At 73.2% G+C, this 20,005-nt stretch carries 20 protein-coding genes; 7 read left to right on the top strand and 13 right to left on the bottom strand.

Annotation, left to right across the window (positions count from 1 at the left end; all coding sequences use genetic code 11):
* Positions 1 to 59 precede the first annotated feature (59 nt).
* Positions 60 to 1,433 carry a glucose-6-phosphate dehydrogenase gene (locus FJ658_RS13580; RefSeq protein WP_141145936.1) on the bottom strand — a complete coding sequence of 458 codons (1,374 nt, stop codon included), beginning with the start codon at positions 1,431 to 1,433 and terminating at the stop codon, positions 60 to 62.
* A gap of 278 nt (positions 1,434 to 1,711) precedes the next feature.
* On the opposite strand from FJ658_RS13580, the gene FJ658_RS13575 reads away from it, so the two are divergent.
* From FJ658_RS13575 to FJ658_RS13565, 3 genes are all read left to right on the top strand, one after another.
* Positions 1,712 to 2,782 carry a hypothetical protein gene (locus FJ658_RS13575; RefSeq protein ID WP_141145935.1) on the top strand — a complete coding sequence of 357 codons (1,071 nt, stop codon included), beginning with the start codon at positions 1,712 to 1,714 and terminating at the stop codon, positions 2,780 to 2,782.
* 90 nt (positions 2,783 to 2,872) lie between these two features.
* Positions 2,873 to 4,792, top strand: a complete 1,920-nt coding sequence (locus FJ658_RS13570; RefSeq protein ID WP_141145934.1) for a chaplin family protein — start codon at positions 2,873 to 2,875, stop codon at positions 4,790 to 4,792.
* Positions 4,793 to 5,038: 246 nt separating this feature from the next.
* Positions 5,039 to 5,461, top strand: a complete 423-nt coding sequence (locus tag FJ658_RS13565) for an organic hydroperoxide resistance protein (RefSeq protein WP_141145933.1) — start codon at positions 5,039 to 5,041, stop codon at positions 5,459 to 5,461.
* A gap of 56 nt (positions 5,462 to 5,517) precedes the next feature.
* Here the strand turns inward: FJ658_RS13565 and FJ658_RS13560 are convergent, their stop codons facing one another.
* Positions 5,518 to 7,077 carry a cell wall metabolism sensor histidine kinase WalK gene (locus FJ658_RS13560; protein ID WP_141145932.1) on the bottom strand — a complete coding sequence of 520 codons (1,560 nt, stop codon included), beginning with the start codon at positions 7,075 to 7,077 and terminating at the stop codon, positions 5,518 to 5,520.
* Entirely contained in the window at positions 7,074 to 7,811 is a 738-nt protein-coding gene (locus tag FJ658_RS13555) for a response regulator transcription factor (RefSeq protein ID WP_181408475.1), read from the bottom strand. The genes FJ658_RS13560 and FJ658_RS13555 overlap by 4 nt, the downstream gene beginning before the upstream one ends.
* Before the next feature lie 182 nt (positions 7,812 to 7,993).
* On the opposite strand from FJ658_RS13555, the gene FJ658_RS13550 reads away from it, so the two are divergent.
* Positions 7,994 to 8,206, top strand: coding sequence for an antitoxin (locus tag FJ658_RS13550; RefSeq protein ID WP_141145930.1), 213 nt, complete (start codon positions 7,994 to 7,996; stop codon positions 8,204 to 8,206).
* Between the two features lie 26 nt (positions 8,207 to 8,232).
* On the opposite strand, the gene FJ658_RS13545 is transcribed toward FJ658_RS13550, so the two are convergent.
* From FJ658_RS13545 to FJ658_RS13535, 3 genes are read right to left on the bottom strand one after another with little or no spacing between them, the layout of a single operon-like run.
* Complete coding sequence (locus tag FJ658_RS13545) at positions 8,233 to 8,991, bottom strand: alpha/beta hydrolase family protein (RefSeq protein ID WP_255447739.1); 759 nt, start codon at positions 8,989 to 8,991, stop codon at positions 8,233 to 8,235.
* Between the two features lie 2 nt (positions 8,992 to 8,993).
* Positions 8,994 to 9,632 carry an NAD(P)-dependent oxidoreductase gene (locus FJ658_RS13540; protein ID WP_141145929.1) on the bottom strand — a complete coding sequence of 213 codons (639 nt, stop codon included), beginning with the start codon at positions 9,630 to 9,632 and terminating at the stop codon, positions 8,994 to 8,996.
* Positions 9,633 to 9,677: 45 nt separating this feature from the next.
* The gene (locus FJ658_RS13535; RefSeq protein WP_141146177.1) at positions 9,678 to 10,304 is read right to left on the bottom strand and encodes a PadR family transcriptional regulator; all 627 of its coding nucleotides are present in this window, start codon (positions 10,302 to 10,304) and stop codon (positions 9,678 to 9,680) included.
* A 231-nt stretch (positions 10,305 to 10,535) separates the two neighbouring features.
* Between FJ658_RS13535 and FJ658_RS13530 the strand changes: the two genes are divergently transcribed.
* The gene (locus tag FJ658_RS13530; protein ID WP_141145928.1) at positions 10,536 to 11,555 is read left to right on the top strand and encodes an NYN domain-containing protein; all 1,020 of its coding nucleotides are present in this window, start codon (positions 10,536 to 10,538) and stop codon (positions 11,553 to 11,555) included.
* A gap of 75 nt (positions 11,556 to 11,630) precedes the next feature.
* Here FJ658_RS13530 and gatB read toward each other — a convergent pair whose 3' ends face one another.
* Positions 11,631 to 13,145 carry an Asp-tRNA(Asn)/Glu-tRNA(Gln) amidotransferase subunit GatB gene (gene gatB, locus FJ658_RS13525; protein ID WP_141145927.1) on the bottom strand — a complete coding sequence of 505 codons (1,515 nt, stop codon included), beginning with the start codon at positions 13,143 to 13,145 and terminating at the stop codon, positions 11,631 to 11,633.
* A 151-nt stretch (positions 13,146 to 13,296) separates the two neighbouring features.
* Between gatB and FJ658_RS13520 the strand changes: the two genes are divergently transcribed.
* On the top strand, positions 13,297 to 13,641 hold the full coding sequence (locus tag FJ658_RS13520) for a hypothetical protein (RefSeq protein ID WP_141145926.1): 345 nt from the start codon (positions 13,297 to 13,299) through the stop codon (positions 13,639 to 13,641).
* Between the two features lie 10 nt (positions 13,642 to 13,651).
* Here FJ658_RS13520 and gatA read toward each other — a convergent pair whose 3' ends face one another.
* The 5 genes from gatA to FJ658_RS13495 all read right to left on the bottom strand — a co-directional run bounded on the left by gatA (position 13,652) and on the right by FJ658_RS13495 (position 17,793).
* A complete protein-coding gene (gene gatA, locus FJ658_RS13515) occupies positions 13,652 to 15,172 on the bottom strand; it encodes an Asp-tRNA(Asn)/Glu-tRNA(Gln) amidotransferase subunit GatA (protein WP_370454806.1) in 1,521 nt (506 codons plus the stop codon).
* The gene (gatC, locus tag FJ658_RS13510; RefSeq protein ID WP_141145925.1) at positions 15,169 to 15,468 is read right to left on the bottom strand and encodes an Asp-tRNA(Asn)/Glu-tRNA(Gln) amidotransferase subunit GatC; all 300 of its coding nucleotides are present in this window, start codon (positions 15,466 to 15,468) and stop codon (positions 15,169 to 15,171) included. Before gatC ends, gatA begins: the two co-directional genes overlap by 4 nt.
* 128 nt (positions 15,469 to 15,596) lie before the next feature.
* A complete protein-coding gene (locus tag FJ658_RS13505; protein ID WP_141145924.1) occupies positions 15,597 to 15,980 on the bottom strand; it encodes a hypothetical protein in 384 nt (127 codons plus the stop codon).
* Positions 15,980 to 17,212 (bottom strand): serine hydrolase, encoded by a 1,233-nt coding sequence (locus FJ658_RS13500; RefSeq protein WP_141145923.1) that lies wholly within the window; start codon positions 17,210 to 17,212, stop codon positions 15,980 to 15,982. Before FJ658_RS13500 ends, FJ658_RS13505 begins: the two co-directional genes overlap by 1 nt.
* Positions 17,209 to 17,793, bottom strand: a complete 585-nt coding sequence (locus FJ658_RS13495; RefSeq protein ID WP_219995775.1) for a helix-turn-helix transcriptional regulator — start codon at positions 17,791 to 17,793, stop codon at positions 17,209 to 17,211. The genes FJ658_RS13500 and FJ658_RS13495 overlap by 4 nt, the downstream gene beginning before the upstream one ends.
* 115 nt (positions 17,794 to 17,908) lie before the next feature.
* Between FJ658_RS13495 and FJ658_RS13490 the strand changes: the two genes are divergently transcribed.
* Entirely contained in the window at positions 17,909 to 18,502 is a 594-nt protein-coding gene (locus tag FJ658_RS13490; protein ID WP_141145921.1) for an META domain-containing protein, read from the top strand.
* Positions 18,503 to 18,511: 9 nt separating this feature from the next.
* Here FJ658_RS13490 and FJ658_RS13485 read toward each other — a convergent pair whose 3' ends face one another.
* Entirely contained in the window at positions 18,512 to 19,867 is a 1,356-nt protein-coding gene (locus FJ658_RS13485) for an alpha/beta hydrolase (protein WP_141145920.1), read from the bottom strand.
* Positions 19,868 to 20,005 lie beyond the last annotated feature (138 nt).

The following is a 20,005-nucleotide window of genomic DNA, read 5'->3' as shown; positions in this document are numbered from 1 at the left end:
TCACCCGATTCGGGATGCGCGCCCGCGCCCGGGTGCGATCCGCTCAGACCACGCTCCGCTCAGACCAGCGGCGTCCCCCAGCCGCGCGGCCCGTCGGATCCGGCGGCGTAGCTCTGCAGCGGCACCTCGCCCCGCTCCCAGGCGGCGAGCACGGGCCCGACGATGCGCCAGCACTGCTCGGCGACATCGCCGCGCACCGACAGCGTCGGATCGCCCTCGACCAATTCGGCGAGCACCTCGCCGTAGGCGCTCAGCTCGTTGTCGGCGAAGTCGGTGCGCAGCGTCTCCCACTCCAGGTCGAAGGGGTCGCCGCGGCCGTTCGTCGCGAGATCGAGCTCGAGCACGGCCGGCTTCAGCCCGATGCGGATGCGCGCGGTGCGCTTCGGCCCCGACATGCCCGACGGCAGGTGGGGCACGTCGCGCAGGGTGAAGACGATCTCCTGCCGACCGGTGCCGAGCGCCTTGCCCGAGCGCAGCGTGAACGGCACGCCCGCCCAGCGCCAGGTGTCGATCGCGACGGTCATCTCGGCGAGCGTCTCGGTGCGGTGGGCCGCGACGACGCCGGGCTCGTCGGCGTAGTCGGGCAGCGCGCGGCCGCCGATCGTGCCGGCGGTGTAGCGGCCGCGCCGGCTCGTCGTGCCGTCGGGGCGCCAGGGGCGGGTCGCCCGCAGCACCTGGGCCATCGCGCCGCGCAGGTCCTCCGACTCGACCGACGACGGCGGCTCCATCGCCGCGAGGGCGAGCACGAGCAGCAGGTGGCTCTGGATCATGTCGCGCAGCGCGCCGGCGTGGTCGTAGTAGCCGGCGCGACCCTCGAGGCCGAGCGCCTCGTCGGCGACGATGTCGACGCGCTCGACGTTCTGCGCCGACAGCAGCGGCTCGAGCAGCCGGTTGGCGAAGCGCAGCCCGATCAGGTTGAGCACGGTCGACTTGCCGAGGAAGTGGTCGACGCGGAACACCTGCTCCTCGGGCACGAGCGTCTCGAGCAGGCGGTTGAGCCGACGCGCGCTGCCGTAGTCGCTGCCGAAGGGCTTCTCCAGCGCGAGCACGAGCCCCGGCGGCCGGTCGACCTCACGCAGCGCGGCGCAGGCCTTCTCGGCGACGGCCGGCGGCAGAGCGAAGTAGAGGGCGGTGCGCCCGGTCGCGGCGGCGAGCGCGCGACCCAGATCGTCGGCGCTGGTCGCATCGCCGACCAGATAGGTGGATGCGCGCGCGACCCTGCTCGCCCGCGCGCTCGGCGTGCCGTCGAACGCGTCCTCGACCTTGGCGCGCCAGGCGTCGTCGCTCACCTCGGCGCGGTCGACGCCGATGAGCTTCAGGTCGGTTCCGCGCGAGGAGGAGAGCAGCGAGCCGAGCCCCGGCAGCAGCAGCCGCGAGGTCAGGTCGCCGCCGGCGCCGAGCACGATCAGGGTGTCCACGGGAGGGGTCGCCATGCGGGTGACGCTACCCCGCGCGGGTGTCCGGGAGCGCGGGTCTCACGGCGCGCATCCACTCTCACGACGTCGGCGACGGCATCGGCGCCGGGCGGTCGCGCCGGCATCCGGAACCCGTTCCTGGGGATTTCTCTGTGACCCCTGGACAGGGGGTGAGGAGGGGCGTACATTCCCGGTCAACGGTTCGATCGCCAGGGGGGTGGTAGGCCGTGGATCAGGTCTGTGTCTCTCCGACCTGCGACTCACCAGCGCAGGGGGCTCAGAAAGCACCGCATCGGGTGCTCCGGGCGGTTCTGCTCGCCCTCCTGGCGATGGCCGGCGCTCTTCTCGCGGTCGCTCTCGGCGGCGCTCCGGCGCACGCCGACGACGGAGCTGCGACCCCGCCTCCGGCCGGCTCGCAGCCGTCGGGAACGCCCTCGTCGGGCGGCCTCCTCGGCGCCGTCGGCGGCCTTCTGACGGCCGTCACGGAGCCCGTCGGGCAGACGCTCGGCACCGTCGTGAACGCCGTCACCCCGGCCTCACCTGCACCGGCTCCGGCGCCCGCCGCTCCGGCCCCGGCGACCCCGGTCCCGGCCGCTCCGGCGCCCGCCGCACCGGTCGCTCCGGCGCCCGTCGAGGCGGCTCCGACGACCCCGGCGATGCCGGCTCCGACCGCCGATCTCAGCGCTCTGACGACCCCGGTCGCGGGCGTCGTCGACGGCGTGCCGACCCTGCTCGAGAGCGGCCTGACGGGCCGTCTGATCGGCCCCGTCGCCGGAGCTCTCGACCAGACGATCGCGGGCCTTCCGGTGCTCGGATCGCCGCTCTCGGCGCTGCTCGGCTGCAGCCCCGTGGCGTCGCTGACGACCCCGGTGACGGGGCTCGTCGACGGCGTGACGGCCGATCTCGGTCAGGTCACCCGGCCGGTGCTCTCGCCCGTCGCCGACGTCGTGCGCGGCGTCGGATCGGGGCTCTCGACGACACCCGCTGCGCCGGCCCTTCCGGGGGCCGGGGGCACCGGTGCGCTTCCGGCGGCCGAAGCCGCGGCGAGCGCCGTCGCTCCCGGCACGACCGGTGCCGGCGCCCTGCACCTCGCCGCCCGCGATGCGGCGCACGCCGCGGCGACGACCGCCGCCGTGCAGGTCGCCGCGACCCCGCAGCCGGCCGGCCCGGGGCTCCCCGGCGGCCCGGCCTCGCTGCCCGGCGGCACCGCCACGGCGACGGCATCGGCCGGCGGCGCCACGGCCGCTGCGGCCGCCGACCTCTCGACCTCCGCGATCCCGGCGCTCGCCGACCGCGGCATCCGGCTCACCGGCGACGACGCGCTGCCGTCGACGCCCACCTTCGACACCGACTCCTCGCCCGACTGACCTGAGCGGCGACCGCGCCTCCTCCGCGGCACGTGCCCCTCATTCAGCAGTACGGAGCCTCATCGGCTCCGCAGGCAAGGAGTTCCCTCCGTGAACAGAATCGTTTCGCGAGGGCTCATGGGAGTCCTCTTCACCGGCGGCCTGATGGCCCTCGGATGCGGCGTCGCGAACGCCGCAGAACAGCCTTCCACCGATGGCGACGACAGCATCCTCGGCGGATCGCAGGCCCTGATCAGCGTGAACGCGCCGGTCGATGTCAGCGGTCTCTCGCTCTCGGTGCTCGGCGACTCGTCATCGAGTGGCGCGACCACGGCCCCCGCTCCGGCGGCCGAGCCCGCGCCCGACCCCGCCCCCCCGGCCCCCGCGCCGGCCGCGCCCACGACCTCCGGCGACAGCTCGCTGCTCGGCGGAACGCAGGCGCTGGTCACCGTGAACGTGCCGATCACGGTGAGCGGCAACAGCATCAGCGTGGCCGGTGACAGCGCCAGCTCGGATGCGGCGTCGAGTGCCCCGGCACCGGCCCCCGCGACCGGTGACGGCGCGACCACCACGGGCGGCGACGGCGCCGCCTCGGGCACCCAGGCGGTGGCCGGCGTGAACGCGCCGATCACCCTCGGCGGCAACGCGATCAGCGTGCTCGGCGACAGCGCCTCGAGCGAGTCGTCCACCGCGACTTCCGCCCCCGTCTCGACCGCCGCGGGCAGCGCCGCGACGACCGACGGTGCGGACGGCATCGCGGCCGGCACGCAGATCCTCGGCGCCGTCGGGCTGCCGATCACGGTCGGCGGCAACGCGATCAGCGTCGTCGGCGACTCGGCGAGCAGCGGCTCGACGACCGGCACGACGGGCGCTTCGGGTGCGCCCGCCGGCGACGGATCCGACGCCGCGACCGCCGGCCCGGGGGCCTCGACCTCCGGTTCCGACGGGATCGCCTCGGGCACCCAGATCGCCCCGGATGCCGCCGCCCCGGTGACGCTCGGGGGCAACGCGATCAGCGTGCTCGGCGACAGCAGCTCGACCGGCTCCAGCACCGCGGTCGGCGGATCGACCGCGGGCGACTCCGCGGCCGCCGCGCCGACCACCTCCGGATCGGACGGCACGCTGTCGGGCACCCAGGTGACCGGTGACGTGACCGCCCCGGTGACCGTCGGCGGCAACGCGATCAGCGTGCTCGGCGACAGCACCGCGACCGACTCGTCGGTCGGCACCACGACGGGCGACCCGGCCGGCACCGCCGGCTCGGGCGCCCCGGCCTCCACCTCTGGTTCCGACGGCGTCGCCTCGGGCACCCAGATCGCGCCTGACGTCGCCGCCCCGGTGACCGTCGGGGGCAACGCGATCAGCGTGCTCGGCGACAGCGCCAGCACCGGATCGAGCACCGCGGTGACGGGCGGCTCCACGCCCGGCACCGCGGGTGACGCCACCGGCCCGAGCACCTCGGGATCGGACGGCACCGCCTCGGGCACGCAGGTCGTGACCGATGTGGCCGCGCCGATCGTCGCCGGCGGCAACGCCATCTCGGTGGTGGGCGACAGCACCGCGACCGACAGCTCGGTCACGGGCGGCCTGCCCGCCGGTGACGGCAGCGAGGGCGCCACGACCGACGGCAGCGACAGCACCGCCGGCGGCTCGCAGATCGTCCCGGTCATCCGCATCCCGATCATCGCCGGCGGCAACGCCGTCTCGGTGGTCGGCGACAGCGAGACCGAGGGCGTGGAGAGCGACTCGATCGAGTCGATCCCGGGCGAGGACCCGGGCGACGGCACCGACCCCGGTGACGGCACCGATCCCGGAGACGGGTCGGGCACCGGCGACGAGTCGGGTGACGGATCGGGTGACGCCGGCGGCACCGGCGGCGGCATCGTCGCCGCGGCCGACGGGTCGGGCACGCGCACGCTCGCGAGCACGGGCATCGAGGTCGAGACCGCCGTCACGGCGATCGCCCTCCTGCTCGGACTCGGAACCGTGCTGCTGCTGCTCGGCGTCGTCTGGCGCCGCCGCCAGGCCTGATCGCCGCGGACGCCGTCCGCTCGAGGCGCTGAGCGCTCGGGCGGGCGGCTCCCCGCGTGCGATCGGATGACCGCGGCAGAGATCGAGGGGACGTCTGCCGCGGTCGGGGGGAACGCCGTCGGGCAGGCGGAGATGAGCATCCCTGCTCGTCACCGTCTGCTCGGCGGCGCGTCACCGTGTCTGGATACGGTGGTCGGTGGAGCGCGGTCGAGACCGCGCCCGACCGCACCAGGAAGGACCCCCGCAATGGACCCCATCTACACCGCCGTCGCCACGAGCCTCGGCGACGGCCGCAACGGAACCGCGGCGACGAGCGACGGCATCCTGCAGGTGCAGCTCGCCGTGCCGACCGAGATGGGCGGACCCGGCGGAGCCGTCAACCCCGAGCAGCTGTTCGCGCTCGGCTACTCGGCCTGCTTCCACTCGGCCCTCAAGGGCCAGGGCAAGGCCCTCGGCATCCCGGTGCAGGACTCGGCCGTCACGGCCGAGGTCGGCATCGGATCCATCGACGGCGGCGGCTACGGCCTCGCCGTCACCCTGCGCGTCGAGATGGGCGGCGTCTCGCTCGAGGATGCGCGCCGCGTCGCCGAGGCGGCGCACCAGGTCTGCCCCTACTCGAACGCGACGCGCGGCAACATCGACGTGCGCATCGACGTCGAGGTCGGCTGAGCGATCCGCCGACCCGCCGAGGGGGGCTGAGCGCACCGCTCAGCCCTCCTCGTCGTTCAGCGCTCCGCGTCGGCGCCGGGCTCCGGGGCCGGCGCGGGGCCGGCGAGCGGCAGGCGCACCTCGAACACGGTCGCGCCGGGCTCGCTCTCGACGCGCACCGTGCCGTGGTGCGCATCCACGATCGCCTTCACGATCGACAGGCCGAGGCCGGTGCTGCCGGTCGCGCGGGTGCGCGAGTCGTCGCCGCGCACGAAGCGGCCGAACAGCTTCGGCTGCAGCTCGTCGGGGATGCCGGGACCGTCGTCGCTGATGCGCAGCACCGCCTCGTCGCCGTCGGCCAGCACCTCGGCCGTCACGGTCGATCCGGCGGGGGTGTGCGTGCGCGCGTTGGCGAGCAGGTTCGCGACCACCTGGTGCACGCGCCCGGGATCGCCGATCAGCTCGACCTCCTCCTCGGGCAGCTCGAGCAGCCAGCGGTGCTCCGGCGCCGCGACGTGCGCATCGGCCACGGCGTCGGCGACGAGCAGGCCCAGCCCGACCTCCTCGCGGCGCAGGCCGCCGCCCGAGTCGAGCCGGGCGAGCAGCAGCAGGTCCTCGACCAGGCTCGTCATGCGCACCGACTCCGAGCCGATGCGCTCGAGCGAGCGGGTCACATCCGGCGGCAGCTCCTCGGGCACGCGCTGCGAGAGCTCGGCGTAGCCGCGGATCGACGCGAGCGGCGTGCGCAGCTCGTGACTCGCATCCGCGACGAAGCGGGTCAGGCGATCCTCGCTCGCCTGCCGGGCGCGCAGGGCGTCTTCGACGTGACTGAGCATCGTGTTGAAGGCGTGGCCGACCTGGCCCACCTCGGTGCGCGGATCGGTGTCGCCCTCGGGCACCCGCTCGCGGATCTCGGCCTCGCCCGCCAGCGGCAGCTCGGCGACGCGGGTGGCGGTCGCGGCGACGCGGCCGAGGGGCCGGAGTGCGAGGCGCACGACGACGGTGCCGGCGACGCCGGCGAGAAGCAGCGCCGCGAGGGTCACGAGCGCGAAGATCAGCGACAGGTTGAGCGTCGTCTCGGTCACCGGATCCTGCGACTGCGCGACGATCAGGCTGACGCCGTTGCGGGAGCGCTCCGCCGCGCGGAACTCCCCCAGGCCGTCGAGCCGCACGCTCTCGGGGCGGGTCGCCGTGAGTCCCGCATCCACCAGGGTCTGGATCTGCGCCACCGTGAGCGTCTTCTGGGTGCCGGTGTCGTCGACGTACTCGGCGCGGATCACGACGTCGTCGACGATCAGCACGGTCAGGTTGCCGACCCGGCGCTGCGGGCCGGTGTCGGTCTCCGACTCGCCGGTGCCGCCCGTGCCGTCGGCTCCGCCGGTCGAACCGCTCCCGTCGCCGGATCCGGAGCCGGTGCCGTCACCGGAGCCGGTCTGGCCGGTGCCGCCCGGGCTCGGCACGATCACGGGTCCCCCGCCGAAGTTCAACGACTGGCGCACCTGCTCGTCCAGTCGCGAGAGCAGGTTCTGCCGCAGTGCGAGCACGCTGATCGAGCCGACGACGATCGCCAGCACGGCCAGCAGGGCGACGATGCCGACGACCAGCCGGCGCCGCAGCGACCAGGGTGCGCGCGTCATCCCGCCGCGGGCTTGATCGTGTAGCCGACGCCGCGCACCGTGTGGATCATGGGCTCGCCGAGGGTGTCGATCTTCTTGCGCAGGTAGGAGATGTAGAGCTCGACGATGCTCGAGCGTCCGCCGTAGTCGTAGCTCCAGACGCGGTCGATGATCTGCGCCTTGCTGAGCACGCGGCGCGGATTGCGCATGAGGAAGCGCAGCAGCTCGAACTCGGTCGCGGTCAGCTGGATGGGCGTGCCCGCACGGCTGACGTCGTAGGTCTCCTCGTTGAGCATGAGGTCGCCGACGCGCAGCTCGACCTCGGGGTCGCCGGCCACCTTGACGCTGCGGCGGATGAGCCCGCGCAGCCGGGCCACGACCTCCTCGAGGCTGAATGGCTTCGTCACATAGTCGTCGCCGCCCGCCGTGAGACCGGCGATGCGGTCGTCGACGCCGTCTTTCGCGGTGAGGAAGAGCACCGGGCAGTCGTTGCCGTCGTCACGCAGGCGGCGCAGCACCTCGAGGCCGTCGATGCCCGGCATCATCACGTCGAGCACGATCACGTCGGGGCCGAACTCGCGCGCCACGCGCAGGGCGTCGTGGCCGTTGTCGGCCACCTTCGTCTCCCAGCCCTCGGTGCGCAGGGCCATGCGCAGCAGGTCGGAGAGGGATGCCTCGTCGTCGACCACGAGGGCGCGGACGGGGCTCCCGTCGAGACGGACGAAGGGAGCGGGGCGGGATGCGACGGTCGGCATGGGCATAGAGAACTCTCGAATGCTATGCGCCGACTGTGAGCGGGATCGGGCTTCGCTCAGCGTCCGATCGGGGGCAGGTTGGGACGGCATCCGGGCACTCTGTTCACCACCGGGGTCTTGTGGGCGTCGGCGGGGAGGGGGAGCATGAGATCGCATCACATCCCCCGATGAGAGGTCGAGTCATGAGCGGTCTGGACGACATCACCAAGAAGGCGCAGGACTTCCTCGGCAGCGACGACGTGAAGAACGCGCTGAAGAGCGAGCAGGCCGAGGACATCAGCGACAAGGTGCTCGACGGCGTCGCCGACGCGGTGAACAAGGTCACGGGCGGCAAGTTCGAGGAGCAGGTCGACGGCGCGCGCGATGCGGCCGACAAGGCCATCGGCACCGAGTAGCAGCCGTCGATCCGCGCCGCGCGCTCCTAGCTCGCGGCGGGGACCGGCAGCCAGTCGATGACGCGCTGGATCTCCGCATCCCAGAACGACCACTCGTGGTCGCCGGGGCGCAGGTTCCGCTCCACCGGCACGCCGAGCAGCTCGGCCTGCGCGAGGAACGCCAGGTTCTCCTCGATCAGGAAGTCCTGCTCGCCGCACGCGACGTAGAGCGCGGGCAGGTCGCCGACCGCCGTGCGCCCGAGCAGGTGCAGCACGTCGTCGTCGCTGTCGGTCGCATCCCGGTCGCCGAGCACGATGTGCCGCAGCTGCAGGTCGTCGCTCGGCCAGTTCTCGTCGGGCATGCGCCGGGCCCAGCCGAGCGCGCCCGACATGCTGGCCGCGGCGGCGAAGCGCTCGGGATACCGCAGCGACCACTTGAGCGCTCCGTAGCCGCCCATCGAGAGCCCGGCGACGAAGGTGGTCTCCCGCGACGGGTTCAGTGCGAGCATGCCGCCGAGACGTTCGGGCAGCTGCTCGGCGATCCAGGTGAACCAGGCGAGACCGTTCGCCTCGTCGGTGTAGAAGCTGCGGCCGCCCGACGGCATCACGACGGCGAGGCCGCGCTGCTCGGCGTAGCGCTCGATGCCGGTCCAGCGCGTCCAGGCGCTGCCGTCGTCGCCGAGACCGTGCAGCAGGTACAGGGTCGGGTAGCCGCCGGCGGGCGGCGGCGACTCGGGCAGGGTCACGACGACCTCGGTCTGCATCTCGAGCGCGGGAGCGCCGAGGTGGATGCTGAGCACCGCCACGATCAGTACCCCACCGTGAAGCGCTGCCGCCGGTGGGCCGGCTTCTCGAGCTCGTCGACGAACGCGATCGCGTAGTCCTCGCCGCCGATCGTCGAGCGGCCGTCGGCGCCGACGACCAGCTCGTCGAGGCCCGTGCGATAGACGCCGGTGCGCTCCCCCGGGCTGTGCGCGCCGTAGATCTCGGGCGGGCTGAGGAAGAACCAGTCGACGCCGGCATCCGAGGCGCGCAAGGTCTCGAGCACCGCAATCAGCGGCTCGGCTTCGCTGCGCCACTCGTCGGGGAAGCCGTCGTCGATGAGCAGTGGACCGTCGGGGCCGCGCCGCAGCGACGAGGCGCCGCCGACGATGCCGAGCCGCGCATCCACCGCCTGGGCTGCGGCGACGAGCGCCGGCAGCACCGTCGGAAGATCGCCGCCCTCCATGTGGCCGCGGGTCGCGCTGACGATCGCGTCGACATCCTGCGTGATGGTCGCGATCGTGGTGGGGTCGTGCACGTCGCCGGCCACCGCGAGGACTCCCTCGGGGATGTCCGCATCGAGGGTGCGGCGGGCGAGCCCGGTGACGTCGTGCCCGCGGGCGACGAGCTCGCGGGCGATGTTGGATCCGGTGTACCCGGTGATTCCCAGAACGGCGACCTTCATGCTCCTCACGCTACGGCGCGGGAGATGAAGGTCGCCGGGTTGTGATCACTCGGCCAGGATCAGGTAGAGCGCGCGGCGCGCCTCGTCGAGCTTCTCGACGGCGGCCTTGCGCTGGGCCTCGGTGGCTCCGTGGTGGAACTGGCCGATGACGCCCATGAGCTTGCCGATGCTCTCGCCGAGCTCGTGCATCGACTCGGTCGGGCGCGGGGTGCGCTCCCAGGCGGCGTCGATCTGCTCCTGGTTGTCGGCCAGGTAGGCACGGCCGGTCTCGCTGAGCTCGTACTCGGTGCCGCGGCCTTCGCCGCGCGCGACGATGAGCTCCTCGTCGACCAGCTGCTGCAGGGTCGGGTACACCGATCCCGGGCTGGCGCGCCAGGCGCCGTCGGTCTTCTCGGCGATGGCCTTCATGAGGCCGTAGCCGTTGTTCGGGCCCTCGCCGAGCAGCGACAGGATGGCCGAGCGCACGTCGCCCTTGCCGCGACGGCTGCGGCGGCCGAAGGGTCCGGGTCCACCGGGGAAGCCGGGGAATCCGGGACCGGCGAAGCCGGGACCGAAGGGGCCCCCGGGTCCGAAGCCGGTTCCGGCGCCGAATCCGTGGTCGAGCGGTCCGCGGCCGCGACTCTGGTGCGACTCGCCGTGGTGACGGCGGCCGTCGTGGCCGTGGCCGTGCATCTCGTGCGGGTATCGGGCGTCCGGCCCGAAGCGACGGCCGCCACGGCGGCCGAAGGGAATGTCCTCTGCGGGGCTGAAGTGTTCGCGGGTCATGCGTCCACATCCTCTCGTTCGATTGGGTCACGTAACTTCCGTGATGCGTTAACGATATATCACTAATGCATCGCTGTCAACGCTCTCCCGGGATGCGGACCCGGCCGTCACGTCGCCGCCCCTCGCTAGGCTCGCGGCATGGTCGAAGCTCAGAGCCCTCGCGTCGCCGTCTACATCGACTTCGACAACATCGTCATGTCGAACTACGACCGCACCTTCCGCCCGGAGGGTCGCGAGGCCTGGCGTCGCGACAACGCCCGCGCCCACGTGATGGGCTCGGCGAGCGTCGTCGGCGGCAAGCTCAAGCAGGCCGAGGTCGACCTCGGTGCGATCCTCGACTACGGCTCGTCGTTCGGGCCCGTCGTGCTCTCGCGCGCCTACGCCGACTGGTCGGTGCCGGCGAACGCCAGCTACTACGCCCAGCTCACCGACCGCGCGATCGACCTCACCCAGCTGTTCCAGTCGGCGAGCGGCAAGAACGGCGCCGACATCCGGCTCTCGGTGGATGTGGTGGAAGACCTGTTCCGCCTGCCCGACGTGACGCACGTGGTGATCGTCGCCGGCGACTCCGACTACGTCGCGCTCGCGCAGCGCGCCCGTCGCCTCGGCCGCACGGTCGTCGGCGTGGGCGTCGGCGGCTCGACCGGCGCCGCCCTCATCAAGGCCTGCGACGTCTTCACCCTCTACGAGGACCTGCCCGGACTGCTCGACGACGAGATCGACGAGGACGACGACGAGGACGAGGTCGCCGCGGCCCCCGCGGCGAGGGGATCGCGCGGCTCGGCGGCCTCCGCCGCGACCGCGACCGCCACGACGACCGGCACCGGCATCGCCCGCGGCGACGTGAGCTCGTCGGACGACGCCGCCGATGCCGACGACAGCGCGGCCGCGACCCCGCGCATGTCGAAGGCCGCCGCATCCAAGCTGCTCGTGCGGGCCATGCAGCTCGTCGCCGAGAAGGACGACGAGGAATGGCTGCACCCCAGCGAGGTGAAGACGCAGATGCTGCGCCTCAACTCGGCGTTCCGCGAGAAATCGCTCGGCTACGACAGCTTCGGCGACTTCCTCACCTCGCGCCAGGGCCTCGTCGAGATCAAGCCCAAGACGCAGCCCAACGAGCGCCGGCTCAAGCTGCGCCCGCACACGCGCGGGCAGTAGGCGCACCCCGTCGCCGACGGGGTGCGAACGACGAGGGGCGGGGATGCGCGCATCCCCGCCCCTCGCCGTCGAAGCTCAGGCCTGAGCGCGCTCCAGCACGAGCTCGCGCACGCGGGCCGCGTCGGCCTGGCCCTTCATGGCCTTCATGACGGCGCCGATGACCGCGCCGGCGGCCTGCACCTTGCCGTCGCGGATCTTCTCGAGCACGTCGGGCTGCGCGGCGAGCGCCTCGTCGATCGCGGCGATCAGGGGGCCGTCGTCGGAGACGAGCTTGAGGCCGCGCTTCTCGACGACCTCGGCGGCCGTGCCCTCGCCCTCGATGACGCCCTCGATCACCTGACGGGCGAGCTTGTCGTTGAGCGTGCCGTCGTCGACCAGCGCGACGACCTCGGCCACGGCGGCGGGCGAGATCAGCTCGGCCGGCTCGGCGCCCTTGGTGTTCGCGATGCGGGCGATCTCGCCCGTCCACCACTTGCGCGCCTGCGCTGGGGCGACGCCCGCGGCGACCGTCTCCTCGATCTCGACGAGCAGTCCGCTGTTCTTCACGTCGCGGAACTCGAGCTCGGTGAAGCCCCACTCCTCGAGCAGACGGCGGCGGCGCACGACCGGGGCCTCGGGCAGCGCGGCGCGCAGCTGCTCGATCAGCTCGGCCGAGGGCTGCACGGGCAGCAGGTCGGGCTCGGGGAAGTAGCGGTAGTCGTCGGCGTCGGACTTCGGCCGACCCGGCGAGGTCGTGCCGGTGTCCTCGTGCCAGTGGCGCGTCTCCTGCGTGATCGTGCCCCCCTTGGCGAGGATCGCCGCCTGGCGCTGGATCTCGTAGCGCACGGCCCGCTCGACGCTGCGCATCGAGTTGACGTTCTTGGTCTCGGTGCGCGTGCCGAGCTTCTCCTGGCCGCGCGGGCGCAGCGAGACGTTCGCATCGCAGCGCAGGTTGCCGCGCTCCATGCGCGCCTCGCTGATGCCGAGCGCGCGCACGATGTCGCGGATCGTCGCGACGTAGGCCTTGCCGACCTCGGGCGCGCGGCCCTCGGCGCCGAAGATCGGCTTCGTGACGATCTCGACCAGCGGCACGCCGGCGCGGTTGTAGTCGACGAGCGAGTACTCGGCGCCCTGGATGCGGCCGGTGGCGCCGCCGACGTGGGTCAGCTTGCCCGCGTCCTCCTCCATGTGCGCCCGCTCGATCGGGATCGTGAACTGGGTGCCGTCCTCCAGCTCGACCTCGACCGAGCCCTCGAAGGCGATCGGCTCGTCGAACTGGCTGATCTGGTAGTTCTTCGCCAGGTCGGGATAGAAGTAGTTCTTGCGCGCGAAGCGCGAACTCTCGGCGATCGAGCAGCCGAGGGCGAGGCCGAGCGAGATCGAGTACTGCACCGCGGTCTCGTTGACGACCGGGAGGCTGCCCGGCAGGCCCAGGTCGACGGGCGTGATCTGCGTGTTCGGGTCGGCGCCGTGGTTCTCGCCGAAGGCGGGGTTCGGGGCGTCGGAGAACATCTTCGTGCGGGTCGACAGCTCGACGTGCACCTCGAAGCCGAGCACCGGCTCGTAGAGTTCGAGGGCCTTGTCGTAGTCCATGAGTTCGGCGCGGGCCATGCGGTCGAGTCTACCGAGGCCCGAGTGACGGTTCGGCCGCGCCCGGACCGCCCCGGCACCGCATCACGACACCCGCCGAGTGGATGCGCACGCATCGAGTCCCCCCAAATGCTGACTCGACGTCGCATTCGGTTCCTGGCACGGTCGACACATGTCGTTGCCGGAGGTGTTCCTCACGATCCTGATCGCCGTCGTGGTGATCGGGGGCGGCGTCCTCCTCATCCAGCGCTGGCTCACCTGGACCGCCGTGCGGCTGGAGCCCTTCGACGGCGAGAGCGCCGAGCGCGTCGTCTGGCCGTCGCGGGCCGAGCCGCCCCGCGTGCCGAGCCCCGAGACGCTCGCCGCGCGCGCCGCCGAGCTGGCCGAGACCGGCGTCGAGCTCACGACCCGCAGCGCCGCGCTCGCGGCGCGCACCGCCTCGGTTGCCGCCGGCAACGCGCGTCTGCGCGACCTGCGCGAGACGCACACCGAGTCCGCCCGCCGCATCGCGTCCTAGGCGTCAGCGATCAGAGCGCGGGCGCCTGCGCCAGCAGCGGGCCGCCCCAGCGGTCGACCAGCAGCGCCTCGAGGGCCGCGCCCACGTGGTAGAGCCGCTCGTCGGCCCGCGCCGGAGCCATGAACTGGATGCCGACCGGCAGTCCGTCCTCCTCGGCCAGTCCGGCCGGCAGCGAGATGCCGGGCACGCCCGCCAGGTTCGCCGGGATCGTCGTGAGGTCGTTGAGGTACATCGACAGCGGATCGGCGGTCTTCGCGCCGAACTCGAAGGCCGTGGTCGGCGCCGAGGGCGAGACGAGAACGTCCACCTGCTCGAACGCGGCAGCGAAGTCGCGCTGGATGAGCGTGCGCACCTTCTGCGCGCTGCCGTAGTAGGCGTCGTAGTAGCCGGCCGAGAGCGCGTAGGTGCCCAGGATGATGCGGCGCTTCACCTCGGGGCCGAAGCCCTGCTCGCGGGTCGCGGCCATGACCTGCTCGACCGTGCCGCCGCCGGGCGGGGTGACGCGCAGGCCGAAGCGCACGGAGTCGAACTTGGCGAGGTTGCTCGATGCCTCAGCGGGGAGGATCAGGTAGTACGCCGAGATCGCGTACTCGAAGTTCGGGGCCGCGACCTCGACGATCTCGGCGCCGGCCGATTCGAGCAGGTCGAGCGACTCGCGGAAGCGGGCGAGCACGCCGGGCTGGAAGCCCTCGCCACCCGCGAGCTCCGTCACGACGCCGACCTTGAGGCCCTTGAGCGAGCCCTCCTCGGCGCCACGACGGGCGGCCTGCTCGAAGCTGGGCCAGGCGTCGGTGAGCGAGGTCGAGTCGCGCGGGTCGTGGCCGCCGATCACGTCGTGCAGCAGCGCCGCATCCAGCACCGTGCGGGTGACCGGGCCGACCTGATCGAGCGACGAGGCGAGCGCGATCGCGCCGTAGCGCGAGACGCCGCCGTAGGTCGGCTTGACGCCGACCGAGCCGGTGACCGCGGCGGGCTGGCGGATCGAGCCGCCCGTGTCGGAGCCGAGCGCGAGAGGCGCCTCGAAGGCCGCCACGGCTGCGGCCGAGCCGCCGCCCGAGCCGCCGGGGGTGCGCTCGAGGTCCCACGGGTTGCGGGTGGGGCCGTAGGCCGAGTACTCGGTCGACGAGCCCATCGCGAACTCGTCCATGTTGGTCTTGCCGAGCGGCACGAGGCCGTTCTCGCGCAGCTTGCGCACGGGCGTCGCGTCGTAGGGCGGAACCCAGCCCTCGAGGATGCGGCTGCCGGCGGTCGACGGCATGTCGACGGTGCAGAGCACGTCCTTGATCGCGACCGGCACGCCGGCCAGGGTGGGCAGCGTCTCGCCGGCGGCGCGGCGGGCGTCGATCGCCTCGGCCGTGGCGAGCGCCTGCTCGCTCACGTGCAGGTAGGAGTGCACGCTCGGCTCGACGGCGGCGATGCGGTCGAGGTGCGCCTGCGTCACCTCGGCGCTCGAGACCTCGCCCGCGGCGAGCTTCGCCGCCAGGTCGGCGGCGGTCGCCGTGATCAGGCTCGACAGCTCGGTGCCGCTCACTGCTCCTCCCCCAGGATCGCGCTGACCTTGAAGCGGTCGGAGGCGTGCTCGGGCGCGCCGGCGAGCGCCTGCGCGGGGGTGAGCGTCTCGCCCGGCACATCGGCGCGGGTCACGTTGCTCAGCGGGATCGGGTGGCTCGTGGCCGGCACGTCGGGCGTGGCCACCTCGCTCACCTTGGCGACGTTGTCGACGATCGAGCCCAGCTCGCCGGTGAGCTTCTGGATCTCGTCATCGGTGAGGGCGATGCGGGCGAGGTCGGCCAGGTGGGCCACGACCTCGGGCGTGATTTCGGACATGCGTCTCCGTCGCGCGTGAGCTTCAGGGGGAACCGCTCCAGTCTAGGTGCGCCGCGGGATGCGCCTTCCGCGCCGCGGCTCGCGGTCGCCGCCGCCGTGCGCGTGCAGTGCGCGTGCGGCCACCGCGATCACAGGACGGTCGTGACCACGGCGAGCCCGGCGACGAGCACCGTCTCGGCGAGAGCGTCGATCAGGATGCCGCGGCGGCCGGAGCGCATCCACGGCACCTCGGCGAAGCGCGGCACCGCCAGCAGCACGGCGACGGCCAGCAGCGCGATCAGCAGGAACCAGGGCACGAGCCAGAGCTGAGCCCAGGGCACGAGCTGCCAGCTCACGGCGAGCAGCCCTCCCGCCGTGAGGAAGCCCGCGAGCAGCTCGACGCGACTCGCGTAGCCGCCGCGCTCGCGGCGCGAAGCGCCCTCGGGCCCCGGGGCGGCGACCGCCCGCTGGAGCGCGAGCATCACGGTGGCGGCCGCGAACAGGCCGACGACGATGGGCAGCAGACCGGGCATCAGCGCTCCTCCTCCATGATCAGGGCGAAGCCGAGCTCGTCGACTCCCCCGCCCGCGACGTCGCTGAGCACGACGATCGCGCTGTCGCGCTCGCGGTCGACGATGACGATGCTGTGGAACCCGCCCGTCTCGCCGTTGTGCCAGGTGAGCGTGCGCCCGTCGGCCTCGGTCGTGTGCCAGATGTAGCCGATGCGCGACTCGCCGGCCTTCCAGCGGGGCTTCGTCAGGTCGACGGCGTCGCCCTGCGGATCGGGATCGGTTCCCGGCGCCGACCCGTCGAGCACGGCGCGCGCCCATGACTCCATGTCGGTCGCGGTCGAGCGGATGCCGCCGGCCGGAGCGAACGGACCGAGCGTCCACTCGCCGTTCGGCCGCCCCGTGGCGGTGTAGCCCCGCGGCGCGTCGGCGGGCAGCTCGCGGGAGTACTCGGGCAGGGTCGTCGCGTCGAGTCCGAGCGGGTCGAGGATGCGCGTCTGCAGCAGATCGCGGTAGTCGGTGTCCGCGGCCGCCGCGAGCGCCTGCCCGAGCAGCGCGACGCCGAGGTTGGAGTAGAGGTAGGTGCCGCGATCGGTGATCGGCGCCTGACGCGCCTCATCGAGCAGGGTCGCGAGCGGCACCTGGAACGAGTCGCTCGCCGTCAGGGTGCCCCAGTAGTTGCGGCCGAGCGCGGCGAGGTTGCCGGGCTGCACGGGCAACCCGCTGCGGTGCGAGGCGAGCTCGGCGAGCGTCGCGTCGGCGACCGGCGCATCGCCCAGATCGAGCAGCGTGCCGACCTCCTGGTCTTCCGTCACCTCGCCGCGGCGCAGCGCCTCGGCGAACAGCGAGGCCGTGAAGGTCTTGGTGACGGAGCCGATCTCGAACTCGGTGTCGCCGTCGGCGCCCCAGCCGGCGACCGCGGTGCCGTCGCCGTCGATGCGCAGCGCGACGAGGTGGTGGTAGCGCTGGCCGGCGAAGGCCGAGCCCTGACCGGCGACGATCCGCTCGACCTGGGTCGCGAGGGCGTCGTCGGCGCCCGGTCGACCGGCGGACCAGTCCGTGCGCTCGGCCAGGCGCGGCCCCCACGGAGCGAGCACGACGCCCGCGACGAGCACGGCGACGGCCAGCAGCACGGCGATCAGGGCCGTCGGCCGCGGCAGAGCGGCGAGGCGGATGCGCTGGGCGGCGATCGCCGCACGAGCGCTCGGCCGCGGCGCGCGGTCGGACTTCGGGGTGCGGTCGGGCTTCGGGGTCATGCGATCCTCCCGGATGCGGTCAGGATCGCGAGCAGCGGCACGACCCTCTCGGGCGGCACGACGTAGCGGCCGCGGCTGCTCTGCACGAGCCAGCCCTGCGCCACCAGCGGCGTGAGGTGGTGGTAGAGCTGGCCGGTCGAGCCGAGCTCGGCGCGCTCGGTCAGCTCGTGGGTGTCGAGCGGTCCGTCGACAGCGGCGCGCAGCAGCTCCAGGCGCACGGGGTGGCCGAGGGCGGCGAGCACCGCTGCGAAGGGCTCCCAGTCGCGCTCGAGCAGCGCCTCCGCGGTCTGCCCGTACTGCCATTCGACCGGACCGCGCGCCGTGCTGACGGCGCCGGCGAAGACGACGGCGCCGCGCTCGGCCTCGATCGGCGTCTCCCCCGCGTCGACGCCGGCCCCGGTGAGTCGGCGCTTGACGCCGTCGAGGATCCAGAAGCGGTCGTCGGACGCGGATGCCGACGAGCCGGCCGGGGTCGTCGCCGGGTCCCCGATGGATGCGCGGCTCCCGCCGTCGGCGAGCAGCGCCTCCACGGCGGCGAGTCGTCGCTCGAGGTCGGCGAGGCGCGAGGTGTCGTCGGTCACGCATCCACTATTACGCATTTCCGTAATAACGTCAAGAATCGACGGGATCCCGACCCAACGTTCCGCCGCCACCGCGCGTCGAACAGGATGAGAGGACCACGAGGAGGCCTACCGGATGTTCCGACCCACCACGCCCCGCGCACGACTGCTGCTCGGCGCCCCCGCCGCCGCCGTGCTCGCCCTCGGTCTGCTGGCCGGTTGCTCGAGCGGCGACGACGCCGCGTCGACAGACGATGCGAGCTCGTCGCCGAAGCCCAGCGCATCCACCCCGGAGTCCGACTCGGGCGCCGTGATCGACACCGGCATGGCGCGTCTGTGGCCGCTGGCCTCGATCACCGACGCCGAGGGCACGCTCGCCCCGCCGACCGTCTCGGCGACGCTCGACCTGCGCGAGGCCGACAAGGTGAGCGGTCAGGGCGGCTGCAACGGCTTCGGCGCCGACGCGACGCTCGGCGACGGCGGATCGCTCGTGATCGGCCCGATCGTGTCGACCAAGCGCGCCTGCGCCGACCCCGACCAGCAGGCGCAGGAGACGCGCTATCTCGCCGCGCTCGATCAGGTCGACAAGATCGCGCAGAGCGGCGACACGCTCACCCTCACCGGCGGAGGCGTCGAGCTCGTCTACAGCGCCGACACGAGCAAGAGCGCCGGGCCGAAGACCGACGACGACTCCACCGACGACGACGGGACGAGCGCCGTCGTCAACTGACGAGGCGGCTCAGCCGAGAACGCGCGACCCCGCGCCGATGCCGATCAGCGCCAGGTTGCGCATCGCCTCGCCGCCGGTCGTGAAGTAGTCGTTGTGGCTCAGGGTTCCGCTCAGACGCGCGCCCGTGAGCGGATCCTTCGCCCCGTCGACGCCCAGCTTGTGGGCCCCGAAGGAGGCGAGCTTCGGCTGGTTGCCGAACACGCCGGCGTCGCCCACCGGGTCCCAGGCGGCGACGCCGACCCAGACACCGCCGCGCACCGACAGATCGCTCGCGCGCGCGACCGGGCCGCCGGGTGAGCCGAGCATGGCGAGGGCATCCACCTCGACGTCGTCCTCCGACAGCGACAGCATCGCCGCCGTCGTGCCGTAGCTGTGCGAGAGCACCGCCACGAAGGGATGGTCCGACCGGGTCGCGTCGAGACCGCGCAGCGCCGCGGTCAGCGCCTTCTGCCCGGCCCGTGCGTTGTCCATGGCGGCGACGTTGACGAGCGTCGGCGTCGCGTAGCCGATCCACGAGACCACCGCAGCCGTCTCGTCGCCGCGACCGAGGCGCTTCAGCCAGGCCGTCTGCTGCTGCTGCAGCTCGGCGGCGGTCGTCGTCCAGGGCACGATGCGCGCATCCACGCCATAGAACATGCCGGGCACCAGGTAGCTGACGTTGTCGGCGGTCTGCAGATCGCCGACGACGATCACGGCCGTGCCGTCGCCGCTCGGATCGAGGGCGATGAGCTGCCGCGCGACGCCGTCGTCGGTCGCGGCGTCGAGCGCCTCGCGCACCTGCTCGAGCATGTGCAGCCGCGTCGTCAGCTCGGACTGCTTCGCCCGGCCGACACCCGACTGGATGCGCGCCTCGATCTCGCCCGTCGCCGCCGCCAGATAGACGCGGTTGGCCGAGCTGCGCGCCGTGTAGGGCACGCCCTCGAGCGAGCCGACGAGCTGCGGCGCCTCGGCGGTGAGCGCCTTGCGCGCGGCGACACTCGACCCGCTCCACCAGTCGGAGACGGCGGTCGCGGCCGGCGGCGACGCGAGCAGCCTCGGCACCATCTGCGGGTTGTCGGAGATCACCTGGTGCAGCTGGTCGCGGTTCAGCAGCGACAGCTGCGCGAGCTGGGTGGCGCCGCGCAGGGTCGGGATGCGCTCGAGGGCGTCGCGCGTGAGCGTCTGGGCCGGCTGCGGTCCGATGAAGGGCGAGGGGCTCAGGTCGGCGGGGAGCGCCGCGGCGTCGACCCGCGTCACCACGGGAGTCGCGTCGCGAGGTGCGGCCGCGACCACGACGACGGCCGAGCTCGCGGGTACGACGATGGCCTCGGCGACAGGTCCCAGCGTCGCCGAGGTGACGAGAACCGCTGTGACGTCGAACAGCACGGTCGGGTATCCCCTCGGGGTAAGCCACGCCCGGAGATCCGTCCCCGTCACCCCGGCCGCGTGCGGTTCAGGATACCCATCTGTTTGCCCCCATCAGGGGGGAGTTCACGAAAAAGTAACGCGCGCGAGAAATTGACG

The sequence above is a fragment of the Schumannella sp. 10F1B-5-1 genome (assembly GCF_006517535.1).
Taxonomy (GTDB): domain Bacteria; phylum Actinomycetota; class Actinomycetes; order Actinomycetales; family Microbacteriaceae; genus Schumannella.
The sequence above is the reverse complement of the archived record's forward strand: the minus strand, read 5'-3'. Positions and strand labels throughout refer to the sequence as shown.

Bases quoted from the DNA above. Each gene is read 5' to 3' on its own strand.
- FJ658_RS13560 (WP_141145932.1), bottom strand. From the start codon at position 7,077: ATGACGCGCGCACCCTGGTCGCTGCGGCGCCGGCTGGTCGTCGGCATC.
- FJ658_RS13580 (WP_141145936.1), bottom strand. From the start codon at position 1,433: ATGGCGACCCCTCCCGTGGACACCCTGATCGTGCTCGGCGCCGGCGGC.
- FJ658_RS13530 (WP_141145928.1), top strand. From the start codon at position 10,536: ATGGTCGAAGCTCAGAGCCCTCGCGTCGCCGTCTACATCGACTTCGAC.
- FJ658_RS13520 (WP_141145926.1), top strand. From the start codon at position 13,297: ATGTCGTTGCCGGAGGTGTTCCTCACGATCCTGATCGCCGTCGTGGTG.
- gatB (WP_141145927.1), bottom strand. From the start codon at position 13,145: ATGGCCCGCGCCGAACTCATGGACTACGACAAGGCCCTCGAACTCTAC.
- FJ658_RS13535 (WP_141146177.1), bottom strand. From the start codon at position 10,304: ATGCACGGCCACGGCCACGACGGCCGCCGTCACCACGGCGAGTCGCAC.
- FJ658_RS13500 (WP_141145923.1), bottom strand. From the start codon at position 17,212: ATGACCCCGAAGCCCGACCGCACCCCGAAGTCCGACCGCGCGCCGCGG.
- gatC (WP_141145925.1), bottom strand. From the start codon at position 15,468: ATGTCCGAAATCACGCCCGAGGTCGTGGCCCACCTGGCCGACCTCGCC.
- FJ658_RS13540 (WP_141145929.1), bottom strand. From the start codon at position 9,632: ATGAAGGTCGCCGTTCTGGGAATCACCGGGTACACCGGATCCAACATC.
- FJ658_RS13505 (WP_141145924.1), bottom strand. From the start codon at position 15,980: ATGCCCGGTCTGCTGCCCATCGTCGTCGGCCTGTTCGCGGCCGCCACC.
- FJ658_RS13490 (WP_141145921.1), top strand. From the start codon at position 17,909: ATGTTCCGACCCACCACGCCCCGCGCACGACTGCTGCTCGGCGCCCCC.
- FJ658_RS13550 (WP_141145930.1), top strand. From the start codon at position 7,994: ATGAGCGGTCTGGACGACATCACCAAGAAGGCGCAGGACTTCCTCGGC.
- FJ658_RS13555 (WP_181408475.1), bottom strand. From the start codon at position 7,811: ATGCCGACCGTCGCATCCCGCCCCGCTCCCTTCGTCCGTCTCGACGGG.
- FJ658_RS13565 (WP_141145933.1), top strand. From the start codon at position 5,039: ATGGACCCCATCTACACCGCCGTCGCCACGAGCCTCGGCGACGGCCGC.